Raw genomic sequence first — 23,172 nt, 5'->3', positions numbered from 1 at the left:
ACGGAGAGGGTACGGTCCTCTGCGGGGATGGTGGTTGCGCCACCGATGACGCTCGCGGACCCGGTGGCCGAGCTCGTGACTACGAGGTCCCGGCCGCGCTCAGACGTGAGGTCGCGGCTCCCGGTCGTGGCCGAAGTGGCTGCGGTCGAGCCAGTCGAGATGAGGCGCGCGCTGGGGGCAGCCGCCGCGGTGCTCATCGCGCTCGAGCAGCCGGCGTCGCGGCGTTGCGCTCGACGACGAGGGAGACGACCTCGGAGCCTGCGGCCGTCGTCGTGATCGTGGGCGTGGCAATCACGGTGGAGGTGACCGCGGTCGTCGGGGTGCCGACCGCGCCGATCCCGCTTGCGCCCGAGCGCCTCGCCGGCGCCCGCTCACCGGGTCGACGTAGAGGCGAAGGTGACCGACCCGGCGCTGATGTCGCTCGCGTCGAGGGTGCGCGCGGTAGCGCGGGCGTTCGTCGACTGGTCGTTGGGGCCAGCGGCGAGCAGCGTCCATCCGGATGGGGTGGCGGTCGTGGCGGTGTTGACGTTCATGCCTACGACGACGAAACCACGGCGTCCGACCCGATGCACGGCAGGGCGAGGGCGGGGACCTCATGCATGGGCCTAACGTCGCCGCCGACGTCGCACTCGGTCTGAACGTCGTCGGCGACGGCACTCGCGGTGTACCCACCGCGAACGTGCCGACTCGGCCCGGGACGGTCCGTCCTGTCGCCGCGCGTTTGACTCCGGCCCAGCTCGAGGCGGCGACGCGCGCGCTGGGGTGGCACGACGCCCCCACGTTCGAGATCTGGGGGCAGATCGCCGCGCGAGTCGCCGATGCCGTGGTGGCTGTAGAAGGCGCCGCCTCGCTGGCCACAGGGGAGAGACCAGGAGACGACGCCGAGCCCACCGTACCCGGCAAACACGCCACCGCAACCATCGAGGAGCCAGCGTGAGAACGCCGAACGTCTACGACTGCACGCTACGTCGCCGCCGCAAGAGCCTCGCGAGTCTCGACCTCCAGCTGACCTGCGCGAGCCGAGCCTTCTCCTGGTTGAGGGACATGCGGGTCCACTGGAGGCCCAAAGTGAGCATCGTGCCCCATGCCTCGTCATGGTTCGGGTGGTCCGGCATGGCGAGCATCCCCGCCACCTCGACCAGCTCCATGGCGAGGTCCTCGTCAACCGCGCGCGCGAAAACTGGACGCCCGAGCGGCACGGATCATGAGTTCCGCGCGGGCCGCTCCGGCACTCCTGGGTTGCCATCCACCGACTCGGCAGTGCGTTGGACCAAGCGCGCCATCTCGGCGCTGAGGCGCGACTCCGCCGCCCGGCACGTGGTCCGTGCACGTCCTCGAGGAGCTCTGCGAGGACCCGTGTCGTTTCAACGAGCTGCGACGGCGCGTCCCCGCCGCCCAGAAGTCGCTCAGTGCGACGCTGCGCCGAGTCGAGCGCAACGGCATCGTCCACCGGGAGGTCCTGGATGACCGAGACCGTCAGCATCCGTCCGCTCGAGTCGGCGGACGCGGAGGAGATGGCTGTCGTTCTCGCGCACCCCGACCTCTACCTGTTCACGGGAGGTGAACCACCGAGCCGGCCTGATCTGGAGCGGCGCTACGCGCTCCAGGTCCACGGTCGCTCCCCGGACGGAAGCGAGATCTGGATCAACCGCGTCGTCGTGGCGCCGGATGGTGAGCGCGCCGTCGGATACGTCCAGGCCACGCTTCCCGTCTGCGGTTCGCACGCTGAGATCGCCTGGGTGATCGGCCGAGCCTGGCAAGGCCGCGGCTACGCGACACAAGCGGCATTGCGGCTGGTCGGTGACCTGCGAGATCGCGGGGTTCGGCAGATCGTCGCCCACATCCATCCCGAGCACACGGCCTCCCAAGGCGTCGCCCGACGGCTGGGACTACGACCCACGAAGATCATGGAGGACGGGGAGACACGTTGGACCGGGGATCTGGCCGGATAGGTGCTGACCACCAGTTGCCGCTCGCGGTCGACCGCCCTCCCGACATCAGCTGCAGGGCACTTGCAGAGCCGAGTCGCTCGGGTTGGTGGCAGTCACGGCCTTGGGTGCCGCTCGGTGTGGTGATGGCGCTCGCGCACGGCTGATGCCGGAGACCGCGTGAGGTCTCCGGCATCCGTGCGACGGTGCACGTCGCGTCCCGTGGTCGATCAGTAGACCCGGCAGTACCCGCCGCCGCTGACGAAGCCGGTCCAGGTGACCCCGCCCTGGGCGCCGTTGATGGAGGAGGCGACCCGGTAGTAGCCGGTGTGGTAGACGGGGATGTTCATGGTGTTGTTGGCGTACCAACCGGTGCTCCATCCGGTGACGTTCTGTCCGTAGACGTTGAACGAGGCCCAGAAGTTGTGCGTCGAGTAGCTGACCCACTGGGAGCCGTTCCACCGCTGGACGACAGCGACCCACAGGACCTGCTCGGTGCGGTACGAGGCCCACACGCGGGGCGGGCTGACGGACAGCCTGTTGTCGTACCGCTCGCAGACCAGGTTGCTCGGGGCGGTGATGTACGACGCGGCCGAGGCCGGCTGCGCGGGGGCGGCGACCAGCAGGCCGACGAGGGCCGCGAGGATGATCGCGAGGCGCCGCACGATGGTGCGGGTGGGCTTGGGGCTGCTGGTGCTCATGTCGTGCTCCTCATGGTGTCGGGCCTTCTAGCTGGCGAGGACGACGTTGCCGGGCAGCGCTTAAAGGCCGCTTAAGCGGTGCATCGGTTGCGCCCGACAGGGACGAAGCCCGGTCCGGGTCCCCGGGGAGACCGGCACCCGCGCCTGTGCCTCACTTCTGGCGTTGCAGCGTCCCGCAGGAGGTCGGTCGACGTTCTTCTCCGCTCGGTCCTCGACATCCGTATGGTGAGCGCGTGCCCGACGGCCCCGAGATCCCGACGCTGACGACGGACGTGACGTGGACTGCGCACGAGGGCCGGGCCATGAGGTGCTCTCCGACCACGGCCTGGCATCCGGCTTCGGTCCGGCGACCTGGTCCCGGGAGCCCGACAGGTCACCGGACCGGGGCCGGACTCCCGGCCCCGGGACGGAGCGGGGGTCAGAAGAGCCGGCCGGTCTCCGCGGCCGGCGGCTCCTCGAGCGCGAGGAGGAGACGCTTGCGGTCGAGGCCGCCGGCGTACCCGACGAGCGAGCCGTCGCTGCCGACCACGCGGTGGCACGGCACGACGACGGCGATCGGGTTGCGACCGTTGGCGACGCTGGCTGCGCCCGACGAGGGCGCCGTGCTGTACGTCTGCCCCGTCGCCTGGGCGGCAGTGTTGATCCTGCGGTACCGGTTCGACGGCTACGTCCGTGGCGGTGGATGGGATGCCGCGGCCGTAGGCTGAAGCAGCGAACCTGTTCAGTCCCAGCCGTTGTCGGACTACGCGGTCGGCGGGTTCGTCTCGTTCGGCAGCAGCATCGCGGTGAGCGCGTCGACGTCACCGAGACCGGCCAGCGACGTCAGACGCGTGGGAGGGCAGGGCTCCGGCGGGGCCACGCGCAGCAGCAGCTCGCGCCGGATGTCGAACGTGCGCTCCGGACCCGGTCCGGTGTCCGGTCCCTCGAACCGCACCGTCACACGGCCGTCCTCGGACCTCACCACCCAGCCCGCGCCGTGCTCCGGATGCTCCACGTCCAGCCCGACCGCGACAGTGTGCAGGGTCAGTGGCGCCGGCAGCCGCTCCTCGTCGGAGTCGTCCGGCTCGTCGTCCACGAAGGATCGCGACACGGCCTCGTCGAGGAGCTCGCCGTCGCGTGCGTCGTGACCCTCGGCGACCGGGGGCGGCTCGCCTGAAGCCGTTGCGCCGGAGGCCGGCTCGGTGGGGACGTCCAGGGCGTCCGGGCGCTCGACTGCCGAGCGAGCCGCCTCCTGCGGCAGGCGCAGCTGGGCCCAGTGGGTGAGCCCGGACAGGGACACCCCCAGCAGCCGGACCGGCTCGACGGCCATCGCCGCCGTGAGCGCCGCGGTGGCAGCGTCCCGGAGCTGGTCGGCCTCGGCGGTCGGGTGGGCCAGCGTGACCGAGCGGGTCAGCGTCGTGAAGTCGGACAGCCGGACCTTGACGGTGACGGTACGCGCACCCCCGCCGTGGCGGGCGAGCCGTCGCAGGGCCCGCGCGAGCACGGCATCGAGCGCCCCCGGCAGCTCCCAGCGGAGGAGGTCCTGCGCGAAGGTCTGTTCCGCGCCCACGCTCTTGGCCTCGCGCTCCACGACGACCGGTCGTGGGTCGTCCCCGCGCGCCAGCCGGTACAGGTTCCACCCCGCTGCCTCGCCGAGGGCCCGCACCAGCTCCTCACGAGCTGCGGCGCGCAGGTCGGCGACCGTACGGATGCCCATCGTGCGCAGGGTCGCCTGCGTGGCCGGCCCGACACCCCACAACGCGCCCACCGGCTTCGGCTGGAGGAACGCGTCCTCGTCCTCACCGGGAACGACCGTGAAGCCGTGCGGCTTGTCCTCGTCGGAGGCCAGCTTCGCGATCAGCTTGGAGCGTCCCAGCCCGACGGAGACCACCAGTCCGCACCGGTTGTACACGAGTCGACGGGCGAGGTCGGCGGCGGTCACGGGGTCGGCCGCGAAGGGGCCGGCGGCCAGGTCGACGAAGGCCTCGTCGAGGCTGACGGGCTGCACGAGGGGCGACAGCTGCCGCAGGGTGTCCATGATGAGCGCGCTGTGGGCGGCATACGCGGCGAAGCGGGGCGTCAGCACCGTCGCGGTCGGGCACAGCACGCGCGCCTGCGACATCGGCATCGCGGAACGGCACCCGAAGGCGCGCGCCTCGTAGTTGGCCGTCGCGACGACCCCGCGAGGGCCGGTGCCGCCGACGAGGACCGGGGTGCGTGCGAGCGACGGCTTGTGCCGGGTCTCGACGGAGGCGAAGAACGAGTCGGCGTCGACGTGCATCACGCTCGCGTCATCACGCACCGCTCCGCCTCCTCCCGCCGTCTCCCTGTGGCGGCAGCGGCTTGCCTGCCCGCCGCACCCGTCACTCACTGTGCCGTATGCCGACTCTTCCGAGAGGGCCGCCCCCGGGCTCGGAGCGGTCACCCGACGTGTCTCAGGGGAGCAGGTGGCGCAGGTAGCGCTCGGGGGCCTCGAGGAAGCGGCGGGCGGGGGCCTCGAGGAAGCGGCGGTGGTGGTCGACGACGTCGAGCTCGTCCCAGGCGCGCTCGTGGATGCCGTCGTCGTCGAACTCGAGGATGCGTGCGCCGGGAACGCTTGCGACGACGGGGGAGTGCGTGGCGACGAGGACCTGCACCCCCGGTTGGCCGACGAGCTGCACGAGCGCCCCGACGAGGGCGAGCTGCGCGTGGAACGACAGACCTGCCTCCGGCTCGTCCATGACGAAGAAGCCCTCGCCCGTGAACCGGTTGCTGTTGAGCATGGCGAGGAAGGACTCACCGTGGCTCAGCTCGTGGAAGGCGGGCTCGCCGCGCCGCGACGGGTTGTCCTCGAGGTAGGTGAAGAGACCGTGCATGGTCTCGGCGCGCAGGAAGTATCCCCACCGTGATGCGCCGGCTCCTCGCGTGAGCGAGATCGACTGCGCGAGAGGCGACTCCGTGGGTCGAGTGGCGTGCCTGGCTCCCGTGGACCCACCCTCAGCGCCGAGTCCGTATGCCGTGGCGACCGCTTCGACGAACGTCGACTTCCCGGTCCCGTTCTCACCGACGACGATGGTCGTCGGGCCGAGCTCCAGCCCTTCGTCGAGGACGTGGGCGATGGGTGCCAGGGTGGCGGGCCACTCGCCCGCCCGCAGCGTGGCGTCGTGAGAGCGTCGCACGCGTCGAACGGGTAGCGGCGTGAACGATCCCGGTTCCGGTGGAGTGGCCCCCATGGGTCGAGCCTACGTGTGGGCCTGCACGGGGACCTCGGATGAGCGGGCTGCCGCTCACCGTCGTCACTGTCGCGGTCCGCCGACGAGGAAGGGGCACAACAGTCCTCACGTGCGGTTGGTGAAGGCCCACTCCACGCCGTCGTCACCCTGCGCGTCGTGGTCTGGATCCCGGCGCAGGCCCACCTTGGTCGCGACCCTCTGGCTGGACAGGTTGGTGGGGCGGATGCGCGCGACGACGAGCTCGTCGGGGAGCGACGCCCGAACCCAGCCCAGCAGTCCGTCCGCGGCCTCCGTGGCGTAGCCGCGTCCCCACGTCGAGGGGCTGAAGCGGTACATCAGGTTGAGTCCCCGACCGCCGCCGGTGCTCGTCCACCGGACCCCGGCGTTGCCCACGAGCAGGCCGGTGCTCTCCTCGACGACGCAGCAGTTGCCGAAGCCGTGGTGCTCCCAGTGTTCTCGCCAACGCCCTACCAAGGCCTCGACCTCGTCCAGCTCGGTGACCAGCTCGGACGGATGGTGTCGTGCGACTGCAGGGTCGGACAGGATCCGCAGGACCGCTGCCGCGTCGGCGGGCACCGGCCGCCGCAGCGAGAGTCGTGGAGTCAGCAGGACGTCTGGCTGCCGGGTCACTGCCGCAGCGTACCCACGAGGACCAGCTGCACTCGGGCGGTCAAGGCATCCCGTGGCGCCGGTAGCCTCGGGCGATGGACAGCCGGCTTCGCGTCATCGGTCCGGGCGACTGGGAGGAGTTCCGAGCGCTGCGCCTCATGGCCCTGGCCGACTCGCCCGACGCCTTCGGAGCCACCCTCGCGGAGGCGTCCGCGCAGCCTCCGGACGTGTGGCGCGACCGGGCGACGGGTCCCGGCCCGGTGGTCCTCGCGTCCACCGACGACCGTCCGGTCGCGATGGGTGGCCTGCACCTTCCCGAGGACACGGACGACGCGTTCGTGTGGGGGATGTGGGTCGCCCCGGCATCAAGGGGCCAGGGCCTCGCCGCACGCATCCTCGGGCAGCTGCTCGAGCGGGCCGACCGGGATCGCCGGCCGGTCGTGCTCCACGTCACGCAGGGCAACGACGATGCCCGCCGCCTCTACGTGCGGCACGGCTTCGAGGCAACGGGCGAGGTGCAGCCGCTGCGCCAGGGCTCCGACGTGCTCGTCGACACGCTGCGCCGGGGCTGACCTGGCGGCGCTACCGCGCCGGCACCAGGGCCTCGATGAGGTGCCGGGTGGAGTGGGCGACGAAGGGCTGCCCGGCGCGCATCTGCGCGTCGAGCGCACGCAGCGGACCGGCATACCTCGTCGGCGAGAAGTCGGGGACCCACCACACGCACTTGCGCAGGATCCACACGACCGCCCCGACGTCGTGGAACTCCATGCGGCAGCGCGCCCGCTCCAGGTGCGTCACCTCCAGGCCGTGCTGCTCGGCCGTGGCGACCTCCTGCTCGGAGTCACGCCCCCGGCGCGCCTCCGGCAGCGGGCCGAGGAAGTGCTCGATGAGCTCGAAGGCCGAGGCCGGGCCGACGTGCTGCGCGAGGTAGCGACCACCGGGCCGCAGCACCCGCCGGATCTCGGCCCACTCCGGCCGTACCGGGTGGCGGGAGGTGACGAGGTCGAACGAGGCGTCCGCGAACGGGAGGCGACCGTCGTCGCCGGTCTCGACGACCCGCACCCCGCGCGGGCCCAGCAGCTGCCGCGCCCGCTCGGCGTTCGCCGGCCAGCCCTCGGTGACCACCATCGTCTGAGGGAGCCGCGGCACCTCGGCGACGACCTCGCCGCCCCCGGTGTCGACGTCCAGGGCGGAGTCCACCTCGGCCAGCCGGGCGGCGAGGAGGCGGGAGAAGCCCCACGGCGGCCGCGCCTCCGTCGCGCGACCCTCCAGCCACCCGAACCCCCAGCCCGTGACGTCGGCCGACTCCGCCTCCGCGACGAGCTCCTCGAACGACCGCATGACGACAGGCTGGCCTCGCGTCCCTTCTGCGGCAACTCGATTTCACAGCGCCTGGCCGACGAGGCGCGACCAAGGCCACGCCGTGACGATGGCCACCGCCTGCCACAGTCCGACGGCCACGACGACGACCGCGACGCACGTCGCCACCCATCGACGGGCGCCCGCCAGGCTCAGCTGCGACGGCGCGGTCGCCTCGAGCGCGCCGTAGAGCGCGCGCTGGAAGCGCACGCGACCCCGGAGGGTCGTGCGGTAGGTGATGACCTCGCGGTCGTCGAGCGCCCGGCGCAGCGCGGCGTCCTCGGCGCCCAGTCCCACCCCGGTCGCGGCGAGCAGTCGCGTCACCGCCCCCTCCTCGCCGACGAACACCACTGGCGGGCCACCGGTCGCGAGCTCGCGCACCTCCCACAGGAGCGCCTCGGAGGCGGTCGAGACGTCGAGCAGGACGACGTGACAGCGATCGGCCATCTCGAGCACCGACTCGCGCCAGATGGGGGTGGCGACCGTGAGCACGGTGAGCCGGGGGGCCACTGCCGCAGAGGATCCCGTGGTGACCGTGGCCGACACCTCGGCCAGCTCGGAGAGCGTGGCCACGTTCTGCCGCTTGTGCAGCTCGGCCCTGCGGACCCCTTCGCCGACCGAACCGGCCATCATCACCACGGGCAGCAGCGGCAGCATCGCGAGGTGGACGGCGACGAACGCGAGCAGCGCGGCGAAGGCCACGACGGCCGCGCCGGCGAGGAGTCGGCTGACGGCCACGACGGCCGGCACCGGCCACTGCCGCCAGTCGCCGCCGAGGGCCTCGAGCACCGCGAACGGATGGCCCTGCAAGGCCGTCCACCCCACCAGCGCGACCCAGGCGGCCACGTAGGCGCGCACCACCCAGACGCCCCACGTCGAGAACCACCGCACGACCGCCGTGACGAAGCGGTTGACGAGCGAGGCCGCTGACGTCGTCAACCGCAGACCGGCCGCCGCGCCCGTCGGCTGGGCCGTCGCGTCGTCCAGGGTGACGACGCGCCAGGAGTGCCCGAGGTGGTCCAGCGCCGTCGACACGGCCCTGATCGACTCCGCGTGCCGGAACCTCCGGAGCCACAGCACCATCCGCCGGGGCACGGCGCGCAGGGTGCGAGCGGCATACCGGGCGCACACGCCGACGGCGACGACCCACAGCCAGGCGGTGAGGATCTCGGGGCGAAGGGCCGGGTCGAGCCCCGAGTCCTGGTCGACGGTGACGCCGACGGCAAGGATGCCACCGAGGAAGGCGACCCACAGCGCCAGCCCCGAGACGACGGCCAGCACGCCGCCGAGCAGCCCGCGCGCGCGCCGGCTCCAGCGTCGCAGCAGGAACCGGCGACGGGCGCGGGAACGAGTGGTGGCGGGCATGGGTCCTCCTGCTCCCCACAGCATGAGGGCTACGGGCTGCCCGTGTCGTGCGCCCGGCCCGGCCAGACCCTCGTCCTGCAGAGCCTTGGCGTGCCCGACCCTGCTCGTGACGCTGGTGACTGGTCCTGCCGGCGGGCGCGCCTAGCGTTCCCAGCCCAACGCCCAGAGATCACTGTCGGCGACGACGCCGGCCGCCCGCGCGAAGTCTTCGAGGGCCTGCACCAGCGTGTCACGGCTCTCGGGGCTCATGCCCGCGAGGATGGGCGCGATGGCGTCGGCCCGCCGCCGACGAACCGTGGCGACCACCTCCCGGCCGGCAGGCGTCAGGCGAAGCACGACCTGGCGGCGGTTGGCCGGGTCGTCCGCGCGGTGGAGGAGGCCGGCCTTGACGAGGCGGTCGCAGAGGCGGCTGGCGCGGGTCAGGTGGATGCCGACCGCCTCGGCCAGCTCGGTCAGCGACGTGCTGGCCTGGTCCGAGACCACGAACAGCGCGCGGATGTGCAGCAGGTCGGTCACCTCCGAGGCTTCGGCCAGCGAGCGGGCCGTGACGGCCACGAGCACTCGGCACGCGCGCAGCACCACCTCCACCTCGTCGTCGGTCGGCGTCGTCGGGTCGGCTCCGGCGACGCGCGCTCTGGGTGTCATGGACGAATCCTCCTGCCAACCCTTGCGTGCCGCAACAGTTGCGCGTAGACAGGAAGTGAGGTTCCGCGCCATGCCCCACTCCCCACGCGACCAGAGGATCCGACCATGGACGACGCACGCCGACGCACCCGCCAGGTAGTGGCCGTCACCGGTGCCAGCGGTGGCATCGGGCGTGCCACCGCCGTCGCCTTCGGGGCTCGCGGCGACGCGGTGGCGCTCCTGGCGCGCGGACGCGCCGGCCTGGAGGCGGCCGCCGACGAGGTGCGCTCCGCCGGGGGACACCCGTTCGTCGTCGAGGTGGACGTCGCCGACGCCGACGCGGTGGGCGCCGCCGTCGACACGGTGGAGCGCGAGCTCGGCCCCGTGGACGTCTGGGTGAACGTCGCGTTCACGTCGGTCTTCGCCCCGTTCGTGGAGATCGAGCCGGAGGAGTTCCGGCGGGTGACGGAGGTGGCCTACCTGGGCTACGTCTACGCGACGATGGCGGTGCTGCCGCGGATGAGGCGCCGCGGAAGCGGAACCATCGTGCAGGTGGGCTCCGCCCTCGCCTATCGGGGCATCCCGCTCCAGACCGCCTACTGCGGGGCCAAGCACGCCATCCAGGGCTTCCACGAGTCGTTGCGCTGCGAGCTGCTCCACGAGAAGAGCCCGGTGCGCGTGACCATGGTGCAGATGCCCGCGGTCAACACGCCCCAGTTCGAGTGGGTGCGCTCGCGCCTGCCCCGGAAGCCGCAGCCGGTGCCCCCGATCTACGAGCCCCACGTGGCCGCACGCGCCGTCGTCCACGCCGCCGACCACCCCGGGCGCCGGGAGTACTGGGTGGGCGGCAGCACGATGGGCACGCTGGTGGCCAACGCGGTGGCGCCCGGCCTGCTCGACCGCTACCTGGCCCGCACCGGCTTCGGCTCCCAGCAGACGACCGAGCCCAGCGATCCCGACCGCCCCGACAACCTCGAGACCCCCGCGGACGACGAGCGGGACTACGGCACGCGCGGGCTCTTCTCCGACCGGTCGACCGACCGCTCCATGCAGCTCTGGGCGTCGCAGCACCACGGGCTGCTGGGTGCGCTCGGCGGCCTGACGGTCGCCGGACTCGTTGCGGGGGTGGGGTCCAGGCGATCGCGGCGAGAACCGACCTTGTGACAGGATCCGGGCGTGCTGCGACTCACCGACGTCATCGTCGACTGCCCCGACGCCTTGGCGTTGGCGGCCTTCTACGCCGAGGTGACGGGGATCCCCGTGAAGCCGGGGAGTCGGGCCAGCTGGGCGGGCCTGCAGGTCGGGCCGATCGAGCTGGCCTTCACACCCGTGGAGGACTACCGCGCCCCGCAGTGGCCCGAGGGTGAGCATCCCAAGCAGTTCCACCTGGACTTCGAGGTCGACGACGTCGAGGTGGAGCACGCGCGCGTCGTGGCGCTGGGCGCAAGGCTGCTGCACGATGCGGTCGGGGCCGACGGCCACGGGTGGCGCGTCTACGCCGACCCGGTCGGCCACCCGTTCTGCCTGTGCCGCAACGCGGGCGTCACGTGGACCGAGGTGGGGCCGGTGTGGCCCTCCGAGGCGTAGGGGGCAGGTCGTCGTGCTGATGGCGCCCACCCTCAAGGCACGAGCATGACCGGGCTGGTGGTCGCGGCGGACGTCGGCGGCTCCAAGCTGCTGCTCAGGGCGTGCGACGCCGAGGGTGGGGTGCGTGCCGAGGCACGCCACGAGACGGGCCCGGACACGGACGGCGCCCGCCTCGACGCCCTCGTCGGCGCGTTCGTCGAGGCCCACCCCGACGCGTCGGCGGTGGCGGTCGCGGTCCCGGGACTCGTCGACGACGGTCGGGTGCTCGTCTCCGACGTCCTCCCGCGGCTCGCCGGGTGGTCGCCCGCGCCCACCGCGGTGGGTCCGGCCGCCCTGGTCGTCAACGACGTTCGGGCCGCGCTGGCCGGAGTGCGTCACCGCGAGCCGTTGCTGCGGGACGTGGTGGTGGTCGTCTCCGGCACCGGCATCGCCGCGTCGGTGCTCACGGGCGGACGCGTGCTCGCCGGCAGCTCCGGGTGGGCGGGTGAGCTGGGCAGCGTGCCGGCATCCCTCATCGGTGGCGGGGGACCGGTCCTCGACGAGGTCGCGTCCGGGCGCAGCATCGAACGTGCCCTGGGCCGAACCGGGCCCGAGGTCGCGCGCCTCCTCGCCGCAGGGGACTCGCGTGCCGTCCGGGTCGTCACGAGCGCGGGCGCCGCGCTCGGCCGCGCCGTCGGGATGCTCGTCACGCTCCTCAACCCGGAGCGCGTCGTCCTCGGCGGGGGTGCCACGAGGTATGCCGGGTACGCCGACGCCGTCGTCACCGCGGCAGGCGAGGCGTCCCTGCCCGAGGCCTGGGAGCGCTGCCGCCTCGACGTCGACGACGACCCGGGCTCGATGGTCGTGCGCGGGCTCGCGGCCCTCGCCGCCTCCGCGCCCCTCGTCGCCTCCGCGCCCCTCGCGACAGAGGGAAGCGCCCACGCACTCCCCACCGTCCCCACCACCTCCAGGAGCCGCTCGTGACCTCCCCTTCCGACCACCGACCGTTCCGCATCGCGCTCATCGGGGTGGGTGCGCGCGCGGGTCTCGCGCAGCACGTCGAGGCTGCAGGGGCGGTCCTCGTGGCCACCGTCGACCCGGATCCCGCTGTCGCACAGAGGGTGACGGACCTCTTCGGCCCTGACGTCCCGCGCTACGACGACGTCGCCACCCTGCTGGCGAACCACGCGGACCTCGACGCCGCGATCGTCACGAGCCCCGACGACACGCACCACGCCGTCACCGCGGCGCTGCTCGAGGCGGGGGTGGCGGCATACGTGGAGAAGCCGCTCGCCATCACGACGGAGGACGCGGACGACCTGCTCGCGATCGCTCACCGGACGGGCACGCGGCTCTACGTCGGGCACAACATGCGGCACATGCACGTCGTGCGCCTCATGAAGGAGATCATCGACCGCGGCGAGATCGGGCAGGTGCGCGCCATCTGGTGCCGCCACTTCGTCGGGGCCGGTGGCGACTTCTACTTCAAGGACTGGCACGCCGAGCGCGCGCGGGTGACGGGACTGCTGCTGCAGAAGGGCGCCCACGACATCGACGTCATGCACTGGCTCGCCGGGTCGTCGACCGAGGAGGTCGTCGCGATGGGCGACCTCATGGTCTACGGCGACGTGACCTCCCGGCGCGACAACTCGGACCGACGGATGCGCGACTGGTACTCGACCGACCACTGGCCGCCGCTCGCGCAGACCGATCTCAACCCGGTCATCGACGTCGAGGACATCTCGATGATGACGATGCGCCTCGGCAACGGGGTGCTCGCGAGCTACCAGCAGTGCCACTTCACCCCGGACTACTGGCGCAGCTACACCGTCATCGGCACCGAGGGCCGGCTCGAGAACTTCGGCGACGGCGAGGGCGGCGAGGTGCGGGTGTGGAACCGGCGCAGCGGCTTCCTCGAGCGGGGCCACGTGCAGCACCCCGTCGTCGGTGACGCCGACGGGCACGGCGACGCCGACGCGCTCACCGTGGCCGAGTTCGTGCGCTTCGCGCGCGACGGGAGCCCCACCGACACCTCACCGCTCGCCGCGCGCGACGCCGTCGCGGCCGGCGTGGCCGCGACGACGTCGCTGCGCGGGGGCGCCGCACCGCAGCGGGTGCCGCCGGTGCCCGCCGAGGTCGCCGACTACTTCCGCGCGCACCAGGTGCGGCAGCAGGGCGCCGCGGACTGACCGACGGGCGTCCGCGTGGAGCATGGGAATCGGCACGGGCCGCCGAGGTCGCGAGTACCGTGACATGGCATGACGACCCGGGGCCTCCCCGCTCGGGAGGACGACACGCCACTCCTGACGTATCGCTACCTGCGGATGATCCTCGTCCTGCCGGCGGCCTTCCTGCTGCTCGCCACGGTCCTCGAGGCCTGGTCGCGGGGCTGGCAGTTCCGCGAGTCGATCAGCGACTCCTACCAGGGGCCGGTGCGCGACGTCTTCGTCGGCGCGCTCATGGCGTCGGGCGTCTGCATGATCGCCTACAAGGGGAGGGCCAAGCTCGAGGACTACGCGCTCAACTTCGCCGGGTTCAATGCCTTCTTCGTCGCGCTGGTGCCCAACAACTTCACCGCCGTGCTTGATGCGGCGGCCACGACGTCCATCACGACCGGTGACGTCGTCACCCGTGCGCAGATGCTGACCAACCTGCGCTTCGTCCTGACCTCCTTCCTCGTCATCGCAGCGCTTTTCGTCCTCCTCGACCACCGGCTCTTCCACTCCGAGGCGCTCCGGTGGAGTCCGGGCGAGTCGCGGCTGGCCGGGGTGCTCGCGGTCGTCTCGTGGGTGGCGCAGATCGCCTTCCTCGTGCTCGTCGTGGGCGGTGTGCTCGTCGGGCGGGAGACGCTCTTCGGGCTCAGCATCTTCGGCATGCTGCACTTCACCGCGGCCGGCCTGCTCATCGGCAACCTCTCGTTCGCGGTCGCGAGCCACGCGCTGCCTGCACGGGCGCGGACGCCGCAGCAGAACCAGGACTGGGAGCCGTCGTCCGAGGCCGCCCGCCGCGGCTATCTCGCCATCATGGTCGCGATGTGGGGCGGGCTCGTCGTCGGCGGCCTCTGCATCGCCCTGAAGGTGCCCTACGCCGTCATCGTCACCGAGTACGTCGAGATCGGGCTCTTCGTGGCGTACTGGCTCGTCGCGACGCGGCGCGACTGGCGACACCCGGCCTGAGCCGGCGCTGCCGGAACGGGCGTCGGCCCGGGCGCGTACTGCCCGGGCCGACGTGGCGCTCAGAGGATGTAGCTGCTCGGCGCGCTCCAGATGTCGTGCGTGCGGCAGTTGGAGTCGGCATACGCCTTGGACGTGGACTCGAACACCGAGTAGAGCCGCTTGACCGACGACCCCGCCGACCGCGGCGCCCAGACGATTCCCTCCATCATCGGGAGCGTGTTGTGGCTCGTGCGCTTGCCGGTCGAACGCACCTGCGTCGTCACCTTGCTGAGGTTGTCACGACCCCACGAGCGGCTGAAGACGAAGTGGCTTCCGGTGACCTGCACACCCTGCACGATCGACGGGGTGCCGTAGGTCGCGCGCGGCGAGAGCGAGACCGAGCCGGACGTGGACGTCGCGTAGCGGCGCATGAGGTTCGAGTAGAAGTCGCCGACGTAGAGGCTGCCGTCGTAGTAGTCGACGTAGGACGCGCGGCTCAGGTCGTTCAGGGCGTAGGGCGTGGTCTTGACGGCCTGGCGCGTGCCGGCGGGGACCGCCCGCACCGTGTCGATCGGCACGCGGTAGATGAACGCGCCGCCGGCGCTGTCGGAGACGTAGAGGCTGCCCCGACCGATCGTGAGGCCACCGGCGTGGCCCGACTTCGGCACCCCCGTCAGCTCGATCGTCTTGACCCAGGCGGACGTCGAGCGCTTGTAGACGACGACGCGCGGCACCTCGGCGGCGTCGCGGTGGTACATCGAGACGTAGAGCTGGTCGCCCTTCGCGTCGTACGTCATGCCCTGCGGCACCCAGTTGGTGTCCTTGTAGGCGCCCAGCGTGTGGCCCGACCAGTTGTCGAAGGCGTCGAGCTTCGGGTCGGCGCAGCTGCTCACGCCGTCGAAGCCGACGGGCTCGATGGCCGTGGCGGGGGCCGCGGCGACCACGCCCACGGTCGATGCGACGGTGAGTGCGATGCCGGCCGCGATGGTGCGCAGTCGTGTGCTCATGGTGGTGTTCCCCTGTCGTCTCGGGGGACGGCTTCCCCCGGTGCCGCGGAGCCTACTCGTGGGCACCGACTCGAAGGGGGTGTGCGCGGGAGCGAAGCGGGTACGGCACTGCACATGACGGCATACAGCACCATCGTCCGGGCCACGCACCTGCTGACGAACGCAGCCTGGTTCGGTGGGTCGCTGGCGGGCGCCGTCGCGCTCAACCCCGCGGCGCGCACGGGTGACGACGCGCGGGAGCGGGCCAGGATCGCCGACGAGGGCTGGCGCCGGTGGGGGCCGGTGCAGGGGGCCGCGATCGGGCTGCACCTCGCCAGCGGCATCGCCATCCTCGCCGACAACCGTCGCCGCGTGCTGGGTCACCGGCCGACGACGACGGCCGTCGTGCTGAAGACGGCGCTGACGGCGGCCGCCGTCGTCGTGAGCGCCGAGGCCTACCGATCGGGCGCGGAGCTCGGCGACGCCCTCGAGCAGGCGGAGAACGACCCGACGGCCCGCGACCGGGCGCGCACGCTCACCCAGCGGATGGGCAGGCTGCAGTGGGGGACTCCGGCGACGACGGCCGGCCTGCTCGTCCTCGACGCCTACCTCGGTGAGCAGCAGCGCGGTGCCGCAGGCCTGCTCGACCCGCCGTCGCGGCTGCGGCGCCGGTCGTGACGCGCGACTTCGCCTTCGACTTCGAGGGCCGCTACCGCCTGCCTGCCCTGCTCTTCGGGATCACCCCGTCGACGGCGCTCGCCACCGTCAGCGACGACGAGCTGCTCGTGCGGTTCGGGCCGTGGCGCCTGCGGACCCCGCTCGACAACGTCGCGGGCACGCAGCTCAGCGGCGACTACGCGTTCCACCGCACGGCCGGCCCCGCCCACCTCTCCTTCGCCGACCGTGGCATCACCTTCGCGACGAACTCGCGTCGCGGGCTGTGTGTCTCCTTCGTCGACCCCGTCGCGGCCATGGAGCCCACGGGCACCCTGCGCCACCCGGGAGCGACGATGACGGTGACCGACCCCGAGGCGCTGGCGGCCGCGCTCCACCGCTGACGCCGTATGCCGGGCCGGCAGCGCCGCGATACACCCGAGCGCTGCGACCCGGCGGTTTCTAGTTGCACTGCGTGCAACTAGAATGGGTGTGTGGACACCACCGAGAGGTCGCTCGACGGGCGCAGCGTGCAGCGCGAGCGGCGCCGCGACGCGATCCTCGCCTCGGTGCGCGCCATGGCCGGCTCGCCCGACCAGGAGGGGTTCACGGTCGACCAGGTCGCCGAGCACGCGGGCGTGTCGCGGCGGACCGTCTTCAACCACTTCGCCACTGTCGAGGACCTGCTCGTCGCGGTCTGCGAGCAGATCCTCGAGGAGACCACGGCGCAGGTGCTCCTCGAGCTGGACCGGCGGCTCGCCGGTGCCCGCCCGCACCCGACGGGCGCGCTCCCGGACGCCGTCGCCCTCGACGCGCTGTGCGCGGCCACCCGTGACGCCGACCTGCCGCGAGCCATGACCGCGATCGTGCGCGTCCTCGACGTCAGCGCGCACGAGGGGGAGCGCGGCGAGGCGATCTCACAGGCCGCCCTCGACCACGTCGGCGACCGACTCGCCGCCCGCGTGACCGAGCACGCCCCCCAACTCGACCCGCTCGTGCTGCAGCTGACGATCGCCCTGCTGATGAACGGCATCGGCGTCATCGCCCACCGCTGGCTCGACGAGCACGCCGGCCGGGTCACACCGGCATCCCGCCGCTCGTGGGACGACCACCTCGCGCGCCTGCTCGACCAGCTCGCGCACGGCTACACCCGCACCGCGTCCTCCGCGACGCCGCCCACCCCTGCACCGGCCACGCCGGCCGCCCCGGAAGGACGTTGAACCCGTCATGGCTGAACTGCTCTATCGCATCGGACGATTCGCCGCCCGACACCACTGGCGGGTGGTGGGCGGCTGGCTGACCGCCCTCGTCATCGGTCTGGTGACCTTCCTCGCCTTCGCCGGCACGATCTCCTCGGCGATCTCGATCCCGGGCACTCCCACGAGCAAGGTCACGGAGCAGCTCTCGGCCGAGTTCGACGGCACGGGTGGGGGATCCGGCAGCGTCGTCTTCGCGACCGACGACGGCAAGCCGTTCACCGACAGCCAGCGCGAGGCCGTCTCGGCCCTCCTCGAGAAGGTCGGCACGATCGACGGCGTCAGCGGCGTCAACGACCCGTTCGCGACGCAGGCCCGCATCGACGCGAGCACGACCAAGCTGAGCGAGGGCAAGGAGCAGCTCGCGCAGGGAGAGGCAGCGATCACCGAAGGGCTCTCCCAGCTCAAGACGTCGCAGGCGCAGCTCGACGAGCAGCGCCGGCAGGCGGAGGAGGCGGGCGCGCTCGCCCAGGTGCAGGACCAGCTGACGGCGGGCCAGGCGCGCATCGACGCCGGCACGAAGCAGCTCGAGGCCAAGCGTGCCGAGCTCGCTGCCCAGTCCAAGGCGCTCGAGGCGGGCTCCGCCGTCGCGGGCCTCTCCGCGGGCTTCCGGTTCGTCTCGGAGGACGGCTCCGCCGCCGTCGGCGCCGTCACCTTCGACACGCCGACCCCGCAGGTGCCGACCGAGGTGAAGACCGCGATCGAGGACGCCGTCACCGGCGCGGGCATCGGCGGCGTGCGGGCCCTGCTCTCGCAGGACATCGCCCAGACCGTGCCCTCGATCCTCGGGCCGGGTGAGGTCGCCGGTGTGCTCGTCGCGGCCTTCGTCCTCGTCGCCGTGCTCGGCACGATCATCGGGGCGGCGCTGCCGCTCGCGAGCGCGCTGCTCGGGGTCGGTGTCGCGACGCTGGCCGCGATGTCGTTCTCGGGGATCGTCGACTTCCAGTCGGTGACGCCGGTGCTGGGGGTCATGCTCGGGCTCGCCGTGGGCATCGACTACTCGCTCTTCATCCTCAACCGGCACCGCACGCAGCTGCGGCACGGCATGGAGCTGCACGAGTCCATCGGGCTCGCGAACGGCACGTCGGGCAACGCGGTCGTCTTCGCCGGGACGACGGTCATCGTCGCCCTCCTCGCGCTCAACGTCACGGGCATCCCGTTCCTCGGCCTGATGGGCACCGTGGCCGCCGGGGCCGTGCTCGTCGCGATCCTCGTCGCCACGACGTTCACGCCGGCCCTCCTCTCGCTCGTCGGGCTCCGCATCCTGCGCGCCAAGGAGCGGGCCGGGCTCGCCTCCGACGTCGACCCGCTGCAGACGCGGGCCGGCGCCAAGCGACGCTCCGTCGCCGACCGCACCATGACGACCCGCTCGGCCGTGCTCGCGCTCGTCGCCGGCGTCGTCGCGCTCGGCGTCGTCGCCCTGCCCGCCGTCGACATGCGGCTGGGGCTGCCCGACGGGGCGAGCCAGCCGGCCGAGTCGTCGGCGTACCAGGCCTACCGCGTGCAGGCCGACACGTTCGGCGAGGGCTTCAACGGTCCGCTGCTCGTCGTGGCCGACCTGCCGACGGCAGTGACCGAGTCGACCCAGGTGGCCGAGCAGGCCGCCCTCGGTCAGGCGATCCACGACGCCGGCGACGTCGCGGCGGTCGTGCCCATCAGCGTGTCGAAGGACCGGACCGCCCTGGCCTTCCAGGTCATCCCCGACGGCGGGCCGAACAGCGAGTCGACGGCCACCCTCGTCGACGACCTGCGGGCCCTGCGCCCGGCGACCGCCGAGGGCGGCACCGCGACCCTCGGGGTGGCGGGCAACGCCAGCGCCAACATCGACGTGTCGCAGAAGCTCTCCGACGCCCTGCCGGTCTACCTCGTGCTCGTCGTCGGCCTCTCGCTGCTCATCCTCATCCTCGTCTTCCGGTCGATCCTCGTGCCCGTGACCGCGACCCTCGGCTTCATGCTGTCGCTGCTCGCGGCGTTCGGCGGCATCACCGCGATCTTCCAGCAGGGCTGGCTCTCGGGGCTCTTCGGCATCACCGAGCCCGGTCCGATCCTCAGCTTCCTGCCGGTCATCCAGACCGGCATCCTCTTCGGGCTGGCGATGGACTACCAGCTCTTCCTCGTGTCGGGGATGCGCGAGGCGTACGTGCACGGCGCGCCCGCCCGCCTCGCGGTGCGTCGCGGACTCGTCGCCGGCCGTGGCGTGGTCACAGCAGCCGCGATCATCATGATCTCGGTCTTCGCCGGCTTCGTCTTCTCGCACGACACGACGATCAAGCCCATCGGGTTCGGTCTCGCCTTCGGCGTGCTGCTCGACGCCTTCGTCGTGCGGATGCTGCTCATCCCGGCCGCCATGCACCTGCTCGGCGACCGGGCCTGGTGGATCCCGAGGTGGCTCGACCGCGTGCTGCCCGACGTCGACGTCGAGGGCGCGAAGCTCGAGCGGGCCCACCCGGCGGCCCACGAGGCCACCGAGCCCCAGACGGCTGCCGTCAGGGGGTGACCCCGTGCTCGGTCCGGGGACCTGCGTCCGTTCGGGCGACAGGTCGCCGGACCGAAGTCCGGTCCGGGCACCCGGCACGGATGCCGGGACGTCGCGCTCAGCCCTCGAGCCCCAGGAAGCGCCGCAGCGCGGCCGCGCCCTCGACCGTCACCGGTTCGTCGGGGCGCACGTACGTGGCCGGGGTCACGAGGACCCGCTGCTCGTCGACGCCGGCCGTCCCCTCGCTGGTGTGCTGCACGATCCGGTGCACGCCGTTCGGCACGTAGCCGGTCTTGCGGCTCACCGCGGCGGACGCGTGGTTGCCCGCGATGTAGCCGGAGCCGCACGACCCGGCGCCGAGCTCGTCGAAGGCGAAGCCGACCACCAGCCGGCGCATCAGGGTGCCGGTGCCCTGTCCCTGGTGGCGCAGGCCGAGCCAGGAGCCGGTCTCGACGTGCCGGGCCTGCGGGAAGTGCCGCGCGTGCAGGTCCTGCATCCCGACGAGGACGCCGTCCCGGCGCACCGTCAGGGCCAGGCGCCACTCGTCGGGGGCGAAGGTGGCCCGCTGCTTCCACCACCACGCGAGCGAGTCGCTCGGGAAGCCCTCCGGAGAGCCGGGCGCGAAGGGCTGGGCGTGCCAGTCGTTGAGGAAGGGCATGGGCAGGCCGGGCGGCTGCACCCCGTCGCGGACCAGGTCGACGAGCTCGGGGATGCCGTCGTCGCGCAGGACGCGCATCTGCACCGGGCCGCTCGTGATGCGCAGGCCGTAGGGCGGGAAGATCTCCTCGATCGTCAGCATCCCCACACCCTCTCGCGGCGAGGGCGTGTGCCGTGGCAGTCAGCTCGTGTGTCGGAGGATCTCGTCGACGACCTCGGTCAGCGGTCGCGTGGCGTCGACGACGACGCCGGTCGCGGGCACGTCCTCCCGGCTCGCGTGGAGCCGGACGACGAGGTCGCGCTCGGCCGGCTCCGACCCCCACTCGCCGGGTGGCCGCCGGTCGAGCCGCGCGAGCAGGGTCTCGAGGTCGACCTCGAGGACGAACACCTCGTCGAACAGCTCGACGAACGCGGGGAAGTTGCGTGAGCCGCCGCAGAAGAACGTCGCCGGTTCGGAGTCGTCGGCCACGATCGCCCGCACCCGGGCCACGTCCCAGACGTGGTGCTCGTGGTCGGCCGTTTCGAGCCGCTCGCCGGTGACCGGATCGCCTTGGTAGGCAAGGTCGGTGTCGCCGTTGACGGCGTGCAGGCCCCGGCGGGCAAGCTCCCGGCAGACCGAGGTCTTGCCGGTGCCGGAGACGCCCTCGACGAGGTAGTTGCGCACGCCCACCGTCGCAGTATCGGTCCCGGGCCGTCCGCCGGCAACGGCCCGGCTAGATCACGACGGCCGCGCCCATGGCCACGGTGCGGTCCTCGGGCAGCCGGAAGTACTGGGTCGGGGACGCGGCGTTGTGGGCGAGGCCGAGGAAGAGGCGTTTGCGCCACGCCCCCATCTCGGCGCCGGGCCCGCGCTGCAGCGTGATCCGGGAGAGGAAGTAGTAGGCGGTGTCGGGGTCGACGTCGATGATCCCGAGGTCACGCGCCACCCCGAGCGCGCGCGGCACGTCCTGGTCCTCCTGGAACCCGAAGCGCAGCGTCAGGTGGGTGATCGCGTCGTAGGGGTCGCCGAGGTGGTCGAGCACGACGCGTTCGTCGTCGGCCACGAAGGGCACGTTCTCGGCGCTCGTGCTGACGACGAGCACCGTCTCGTGGATGACGTGGTTGAACATCGCGTTCTCGCGCAGCGCCAGGGGCGTCGAGTGCTTGTCGGGGTGGAGGAAGACCGCCGTGCCGGGCACCTTGGTGACGGGGTCCTCGTGCAGCCAGTCGACGAACGGCTCGAGCGGCCCCTCCATCTCCGAGCGCCGCTGGGTCACCAGCGTGCGGCCGCGCTGCCACGTCAGCATGACCGTCGCGACGAGCAGCGCGATGAGCACGGGCAGCCAGCCGCCGTGGAAGAGCTTCGTGACGTTCGCGCCGAAGTACGTCAGCTCGAGCAGCGCCAGCGGCACGCCGAGGGCGAGCAGCCGGCCGCGGCTCCAGCCCCACGCGCTCTGCGCGTAGATGAGGAAGAGCGTCGTCGTGATGAGGAACGTCCCCGTCACGGCGAGGCCGTATGCCGTGGCGAGCCGTTCGGAGGACTGGAACGTCACGAGCAGCAGGACGACGCCGACGTAGAGGCTCCAGTTGACGGCCGGCACGTAGATCTGGCCGCGCTCCTGCTTCGAGGTGTGCAGCACCGTGAGCCGGGGCAGGTAGCCGAGCCGCTCGGCCTGGCGCGAGACGGAGTAGGCGCCCGAGATGACGGCCTGGGAGGCGATGACGGTGGCGATGGTCGCAAGCACGACGAGCGGCAGGCGCAGCGCCTCGGGCGCCAGGCGGAAGAACGGGCTCGTGGCGGCCGCCGGGTCGTCGAGGATGAGGGCGCCCTGCCCGAGGTAATTGAGCGTCAGGGCGGGGAAGACGACGACGAACCACGCGCGGCGGATCGGCCCGCGCCCGAAGTGGCCCATGTCGGCATACAGCGCCTCGGCGCCGGTGATCGAGAGCACGACCGCACCCATCGCGACGAACGCGACGAAGGGGTGCTGCACGACGAACGCGACGGCGTGGTGCGGCGACAGGCCGGTGATGATCGCGGGGTCGCGCACGACCTGGCCGAGGCCCAGCACGGCGAGCACGACGAACCAGACGGCCATGACGGGGCCGAAGAGCCGGCCGACGACGGCGGTGCCGAAGCGCTGGGTCGCGAAGAGCGCCGTGATGATGACGGCCCCGATGGGCACGACGAGGTGCGCGAGCGACGGCGCGCCGACCGACAAGCCCTCGATGGCCGACATGACCGAGATCGCGGGCGTGATGACGCTGTCGCCGTAGAAGAGCGACGCGCCGAGCACCCCGAGCAGCATGACGAGCCCGAACCGCCGTCCGTGCGGGCGCACCGCGGTGCGGGCCAGCGCGGCGAGGGCCATGACCCCGCCCTCGCCGTCGTTGTCGGCCCGGAGGATGAAGACGACGTACTTGACCGACACGACGAGCGTGATCGACCAGAACACGAGCGAGATGACGCCGTAGACGTCGTCGGGCGTCGCTGCCACCGTGTTGTGGTCGATGGAGAAGACGGTCTGCAGGGCGTAGAGCGGCGAGGTGCCGATGTCGCCGAAGACGACGCCGAGGGCACCGAGCGCAAGGGTCGCCGCGCCGCGCCGGGCGCCGGTCGTTGGATGGTCCACGAGCCGACATCATCCCAGCCAAGGCCGGCCACC

At 72.4% G+C, this 23,172-nt stretch carries 24 protein-coding genes and 1 pseudogene; 12 read left to right on the top strand and 13 right to left on the bottom strand.

Going from position 1 to position 23,172, the window contains the following annotated elements:
• Positions 1–371: 371 nt before the first annotated feature.
• Positions 372–533, bottom strand: a complete 162-nt coding sequence (locus tag ABT295_RS04370; RefSeq protein ID WP_352393187.1) for a hypothetical protein — start codon at positions 531–533, stop codon at positions 372–374.
• 791 nt (positions 534–1,324) lie between these two features.
• Between ABT295_RS04370 and ABT295_RS04365 the strand changes: the two genes are divergently transcribed.
• Both ABT295_RS04365 and ABT295_RS04360 read left to right on the top strand, forming a co-directional pair.
• Positions 1,325–1,564 (top strand): winged helix-turn-helix transcriptional regulator, encoded by a 240-nt coding sequence (locus ABT295_RS04365; RefSeq protein ID WP_352393186.1) that lies wholly within the window; start codon positions 1,325–1,327, stop codon positions 1,562–1,564.
• Entirely contained in the window at positions 1,464–1,952 is a 489-nt protein-coding gene (locus ABT295_RS04360; protein WP_352393185.1) for a GNAT family N-acetyltransferase, read from the top strand. Before ABT295_RS04365 ends, ABT295_RS04360 begins: the two co-directional genes overlap by 101 nt.
• Positions 1,953–2,158: 206 nt before the next feature.
• Here ABT295_RS04360 and ABT295_RS04355 read toward each other — a convergent pair whose 3' ends face one another.
• The 5 genes and pseudogenes from ABT295_RS04355 to ABT295_RS04335 all read right to left on the bottom strand — a co-directional run bounded on the left by ABT295_RS04355 (position 2,159) and on the right by ABT295_RS04335 (position 6,450).
• Complete coding sequence (locus tag ABT295_RS04355) at positions 2,159–2,629, bottom strand: hypothetical protein (protein ID WP_352393184.1); 471 nt, start codon at positions 2,627–2,629, stop codon at positions 2,159–2,161.
• Between the two features lie 418 nt (positions 2,630–3,047).
• A pseudogene (locus ABT295_RS04350) lies at positions 3,048–3,260 on the bottom strand (methylated-DNA--[protein]-cysteine S-methyltransferase); the annotation flags it as partial.
• A 111-nt stretch (positions 3,261–3,371) separates the two neighbouring features.
• On the bottom strand, positions 3,372–4,910 hold the full coding sequence (locus ABT295_RS04345) for a DNA polymerase IV (protein ID WP_352393183.1): 1,539 nt from the start codon (positions 4,908–4,910) through the stop codon (positions 3,372–3,374).
• 133 nt (positions 4,911–5,043) lie between these two features.
• Positions 5,044–5,820, bottom strand: coding sequence for an AAA family ATPase (locus ABT295_RS04340; RefSeq protein ID WP_502991069.1), 777 nt, complete (start codon positions 5,818–5,820; stop codon positions 5,044–5,046).
• 105 nt (positions 5,821–5,925) lie between these two features.
• Positions 5,926–6,450 carry a GNAT family N-acetyltransferase gene (locus ABT295_RS04335; RefSeq protein ID WP_352393181.1) on the bottom strand — a complete coding sequence of 175 codons (525 nt, stop codon included), beginning with the start codon at positions 6,448–6,450 and terminating at the stop codon, positions 5,926–5,928.
• A 74-nt stretch (positions 6,451–6,524) separates the two neighbouring features.
• Here ABT295_RS04335 and ABT295_RS04330 point away from each other — a divergent pair, with 74 nt between their 5' ends.
• Positions 6,525–7,001 (top strand): GNAT family N-acetyltransferase, encoded by a 477-nt coding sequence (locus tag ABT295_RS04330; RefSeq protein ID WP_352393180.1) that lies wholly within the window; start codon positions 6,525–6,527, stop codon positions 6,999–7,001.
• Positions 7,002–7,011: 10 nt separating this feature from the next.
• Here the strand turns inward: ABT295_RS04330 and ABT295_RS04325 are convergent, their stop codons facing one another.
• The 3 genes from ABT295_RS04325 to ABT295_RS04315 form a co-directional block, all read right to left on the bottom strand.
• A complete protein-coding gene (locus ABT295_RS04325; RefSeq protein ID WP_352393179.1) occupies positions 7,012–7,770 on the bottom strand; it encodes a class I SAM-dependent methyltransferase in 759 nt (252 codons plus the stop codon).
• A 42-nt stretch (positions 7,771–7,812) separates the two neighbouring features.
• Positions 7,813–9,153 carry a hypothetical protein gene (locus ABT295_RS04320; RefSeq protein ID WP_352393178.1) on the bottom strand — a complete coding sequence of 447 codons (1,341 nt, stop codon included), beginning with the start codon at positions 9,151–9,153 and terminating at the stop codon, positions 7,813–7,815.
• Positions 9,154–9,294: 141 nt separating this feature from the next.
• Positions 9,295–9,870 (bottom strand): MarR family winged helix-turn-helix transcriptional regulator, encoded by a 576-nt coding sequence (locus ABT295_RS04315; protein ID WP_352393177.1) that lies wholly within the window; start codon positions 9,868–9,870, stop codon positions 9,295–9,297.
• A 33-nt stretch (positions 9,871–9,903) separates the two neighbouring features.
• On the opposite strand from ABT295_RS04315, the gene ABT295_RS04310 reads away from it, so the two are divergent.
• The 5 genes from ABT295_RS04310 (at position 9,904) to ABT295_RS04290 (ending at position 14,519) form a co-directional block, all read left to right on the top strand.
• A complete protein-coding gene (locus tag ABT295_RS04310) occupies positions 9,904–10,941 on the top strand; it encodes an SDR family oxidoreductase (RefSeq protein WP_352393176.1) in 1,038 nt (345 codons plus the stop codon).
• 12 nt (positions 10,942–10,953) lie between these two features.
• A complete protein-coding gene (locus ABT295_RS04305) occupies positions 10,954–11,364 on the top strand; it encodes a VOC family protein (protein ID WP_352393175.1) in 411 nt (136 codons plus the stop codon).
• 45 nt (positions 11,365–11,409) lie between these two features.
• Entirely contained in the window at positions 11,410–12,327 is a 918-nt protein-coding gene (locus ABT295_RS04300) for an ROK family protein (RefSeq protein ID WP_352393174.1), read from the top strand.
• Complete coding sequence (locus ABT295_RS04295; protein ID WP_352393173.1) at positions 12,324–13,532, top strand: Gfo/Idh/MocA family protein; 1,209 nt, start codon at positions 12,324–12,326, stop codon at positions 13,530–13,532. The genes ABT295_RS04300 and ABT295_RS04295 overlap by 4 nt, the downstream gene beginning before the upstream one ends.
• Positions 13,533–13,601: 69 nt before the next feature.
• On the top strand, positions 13,602–14,519 hold the full coding sequence (locus tag ABT295_RS04290; protein ID WP_352393172.1) for a hypothetical protein: 918 nt from the start codon (positions 13,602–13,604) through the stop codon (positions 14,517–14,519).
• A gap of 59 nt (positions 14,520–14,578) precedes the next feature.
• Here the strand turns inward: ABT295_RS04290 and ABT295_RS04285 are convergent, their stop codons facing one another.
• Positions 14,579–15,505: a hypothetical protein gene (locus ABT295_RS04285; protein WP_352393171.1), complete on the bottom strand. Its 927-nt coding sequence runs from the start codon at positions 15,503–15,505 to the stop codon at positions 14,579–14,581.
• Positions 15,506–15,619: 114 nt separating this feature from the next.
• On the opposite strand from ABT295_RS04285, the gene ABT295_RS04280 reads away from it, so the two are divergent.
• The 4 genes from ABT295_RS04280 (at position 15,620) to ABT295_RS04265 (ending at position 19,891) form a co-directional block, all read left to right on the top strand.
• Complete coding sequence (locus ABT295_RS04280; RefSeq protein WP_352393170.1) at positions 15,620–16,162, top strand: hypothetical protein; 543 nt, start codon at positions 15,620–15,622, stop codon at positions 16,160–16,162.
• The gene (locus tag ABT295_RS04275) at positions 16,159–16,542 is read left to right on the top strand and encodes a hypothetical protein (RefSeq protein ID WP_352393169.1); all 384 of its coding nucleotides are present in this window, start codon (positions 16,159–16,161) and stop codon (positions 16,540–16,542) included. Before ABT295_RS04280 ends, ABT295_RS04275 begins: the two co-directional genes overlap by 4 nt.
• Positions 16,543–16,632: 90 nt before the next feature.
• Positions 16,633–17,358 (top strand): TetR/AcrR family transcriptional regulator, encoded by a 726-nt coding sequence (locus tag ABT295_RS04270; protein WP_352393168.1) that lies wholly within the window; start codon positions 16,633–16,635, stop codon positions 17,356–17,358.
• 7 nt (positions 17,359–17,365) lie between these two features.
• Positions 17,366–19,891, top strand: coding sequence for an MMPL family transporter (locus ABT295_RS04265; protein ID WP_352393167.1), 2,526 nt, complete (start codon positions 17,366–17,368; stop codon positions 19,889–19,891).
• 97 nt (positions 19,892–19,988) lie between these two features.
• Here the strand turns inward: ABT295_RS04265 and ABT295_RS04260 are convergent, their stop codons facing one another.
• Genes ABT295_RS04260 through ABT295_RS04250 form a run of 3 tightly spaced genes read right to left on the bottom strand, consistent with a single transcriptional unit; the run spans position 19,989 to position 23,139 of the window.
• Positions 19,989–20,669 (bottom strand): GNAT family N-acetyltransferase, encoded by a 681-nt coding sequence (locus ABT295_RS04260; RefSeq protein WP_352393166.1) that lies wholly within the window; start codon positions 20,667–20,669, stop codon positions 19,989–19,991.
• 39 nt (positions 20,670–20,708) lie between these two features.
• Complete coding sequence (locus ABT295_RS04255) at positions 20,709–21,197, bottom strand: AAA family ATPase (protein ID WP_352393165.1); 489 nt, start codon at positions 21,195–21,197, stop codon at positions 20,709–20,711.
• 43 nt (positions 21,198–21,240) lie between these two features.
• Positions 21,241–23,139, bottom strand: coding sequence for a potassium transporter Kup (locus ABT295_RS04250; protein ID WP_352393164.1), 1,899 nt, complete (start codon positions 23,137–23,139; stop codon positions 21,241–21,243).
• Between the last annotated feature and the right edge of the window lie 33 nt (positions 23,140–23,172).

The sequence above is a fragment of the Terrabacter sp. NPDC000476 genome, from assembly GCF_040300125.1.
In the GTDB taxonomy this organism is placed as follows: domain Bacteria; phylum Actinomycetota; class Actinomycetes; order Actinomycetales; family Dermatophilaceae; genus Terrabacter.
Note: the sequence above shows the minus strand (reverse complement) of the source record. Positions and strands in the feature narration are given on the sequence as shown.

Excerpts from the sequence above, each read along its gene's own strand:
- ABT295_RS04370 (WP_352393187.1), bottom strand. The coding sequence starts at position 533 with ATGAACGTCAACACCGCCACGACCGCCACCCCATCCGGATGGACGCTG.
- ABT295_RS04360 (WP_352393185.1), top strand. The coding sequence starts at position 1,464 with ATGACCGAGACCGTCAGCATCCGTCCGCTCGAGTCGGCGGACGCGGAG.
- ABT295_RS04355 (WP_352393184.1), bottom strand. The coding sequence starts at position 2,629 with ATGAGCACCAGCAGCCCCAAGCCCACCCGCACCATCGTGCGGCGCCTC.
- ABT295_RS04340 (WP_502991069.1), bottom strand. The coding sequence starts at position 5,820 with ATGGGGGCCACTCCACCGGAACCGGGATCGTTCACGCCGCTACCCGTT.
- ABT295_RS04330 (WP_352393180.1), top strand. The coding sequence starts at position 6,525 with ATGGACAGCCGGCTTCGCGTCATCGGTCCGGGCGACTGGGAGGAGTTC.
- ABT295_RS04325 (WP_352393179.1), bottom strand. The coding sequence starts at position 7,770 with ATGCGGTCGTTCGAGGAGCTCGTCGCGGAGGCGGAGTCGGCCGACGTC.
- ABT295_RS04320 (WP_352393178.1), bottom strand. The coding sequence starts at position 9,153 with ATGCCCGCCACCACTCGTTCCCGCGCCCGTCGCCGGTTCCTGCTGCGA.
- ABT295_RS04315 (WP_352393177.1), bottom strand. The coding sequence starts at position 9,870 with ATGGCGCGGAACCTCACTTCCTGTCTACGCGCAACTGTTGCGGCACGC.
- ABT295_RS04310 (WP_352393176.1), top strand. The coding sequence starts at position 9,904 with ATGGACGACGCACGCCGACGCACCCGCCAGGTAGTGGCCGTCACCGGT.
- ABT295_RS04300 (WP_352393174.1), top strand. The coding sequence starts at position 11,410 with ATGACCGGGCTGGTGGTCGCGGCGGACGTCGGCGGCTCCAAGCTGCTG.
- ABT295_RS04290 (WP_352393172.1), top strand. The coding sequence starts at position 13,602 with ATGACGACCCGGGGCCTCCCCGCTCGGGAGGACGACACGCCACTCCTG.
- ABT295_RS04285 (WP_352393171.1), bottom strand. The coding sequence starts at position 15,505 with ATGAGCACACGACTGCGCACCATCGCGGCCGGCATCGCACTCACCGTC.
- ABT295_RS04280 (WP_352393170.1), top strand. The coding sequence starts at position 15,620 with ATGACGGCATACAGCACCATCGTCCGGGCCACGCACCTGCTGACGAAC.
- ABT295_RS04265 (WP_352393167.1), top strand. The coding sequence starts at position 17,366 with ATGGCTGAACTGCTCTATCGCATCGGACGATTCGCCGCCCGACACCAC.
- ABT295_RS04260 (WP_352393166.1), bottom strand. The coding sequence starts at position 20,669 with ATGCTGACGATCGAGGAGATCTTCCCGCCCTACGGCCTGCGCATCACG.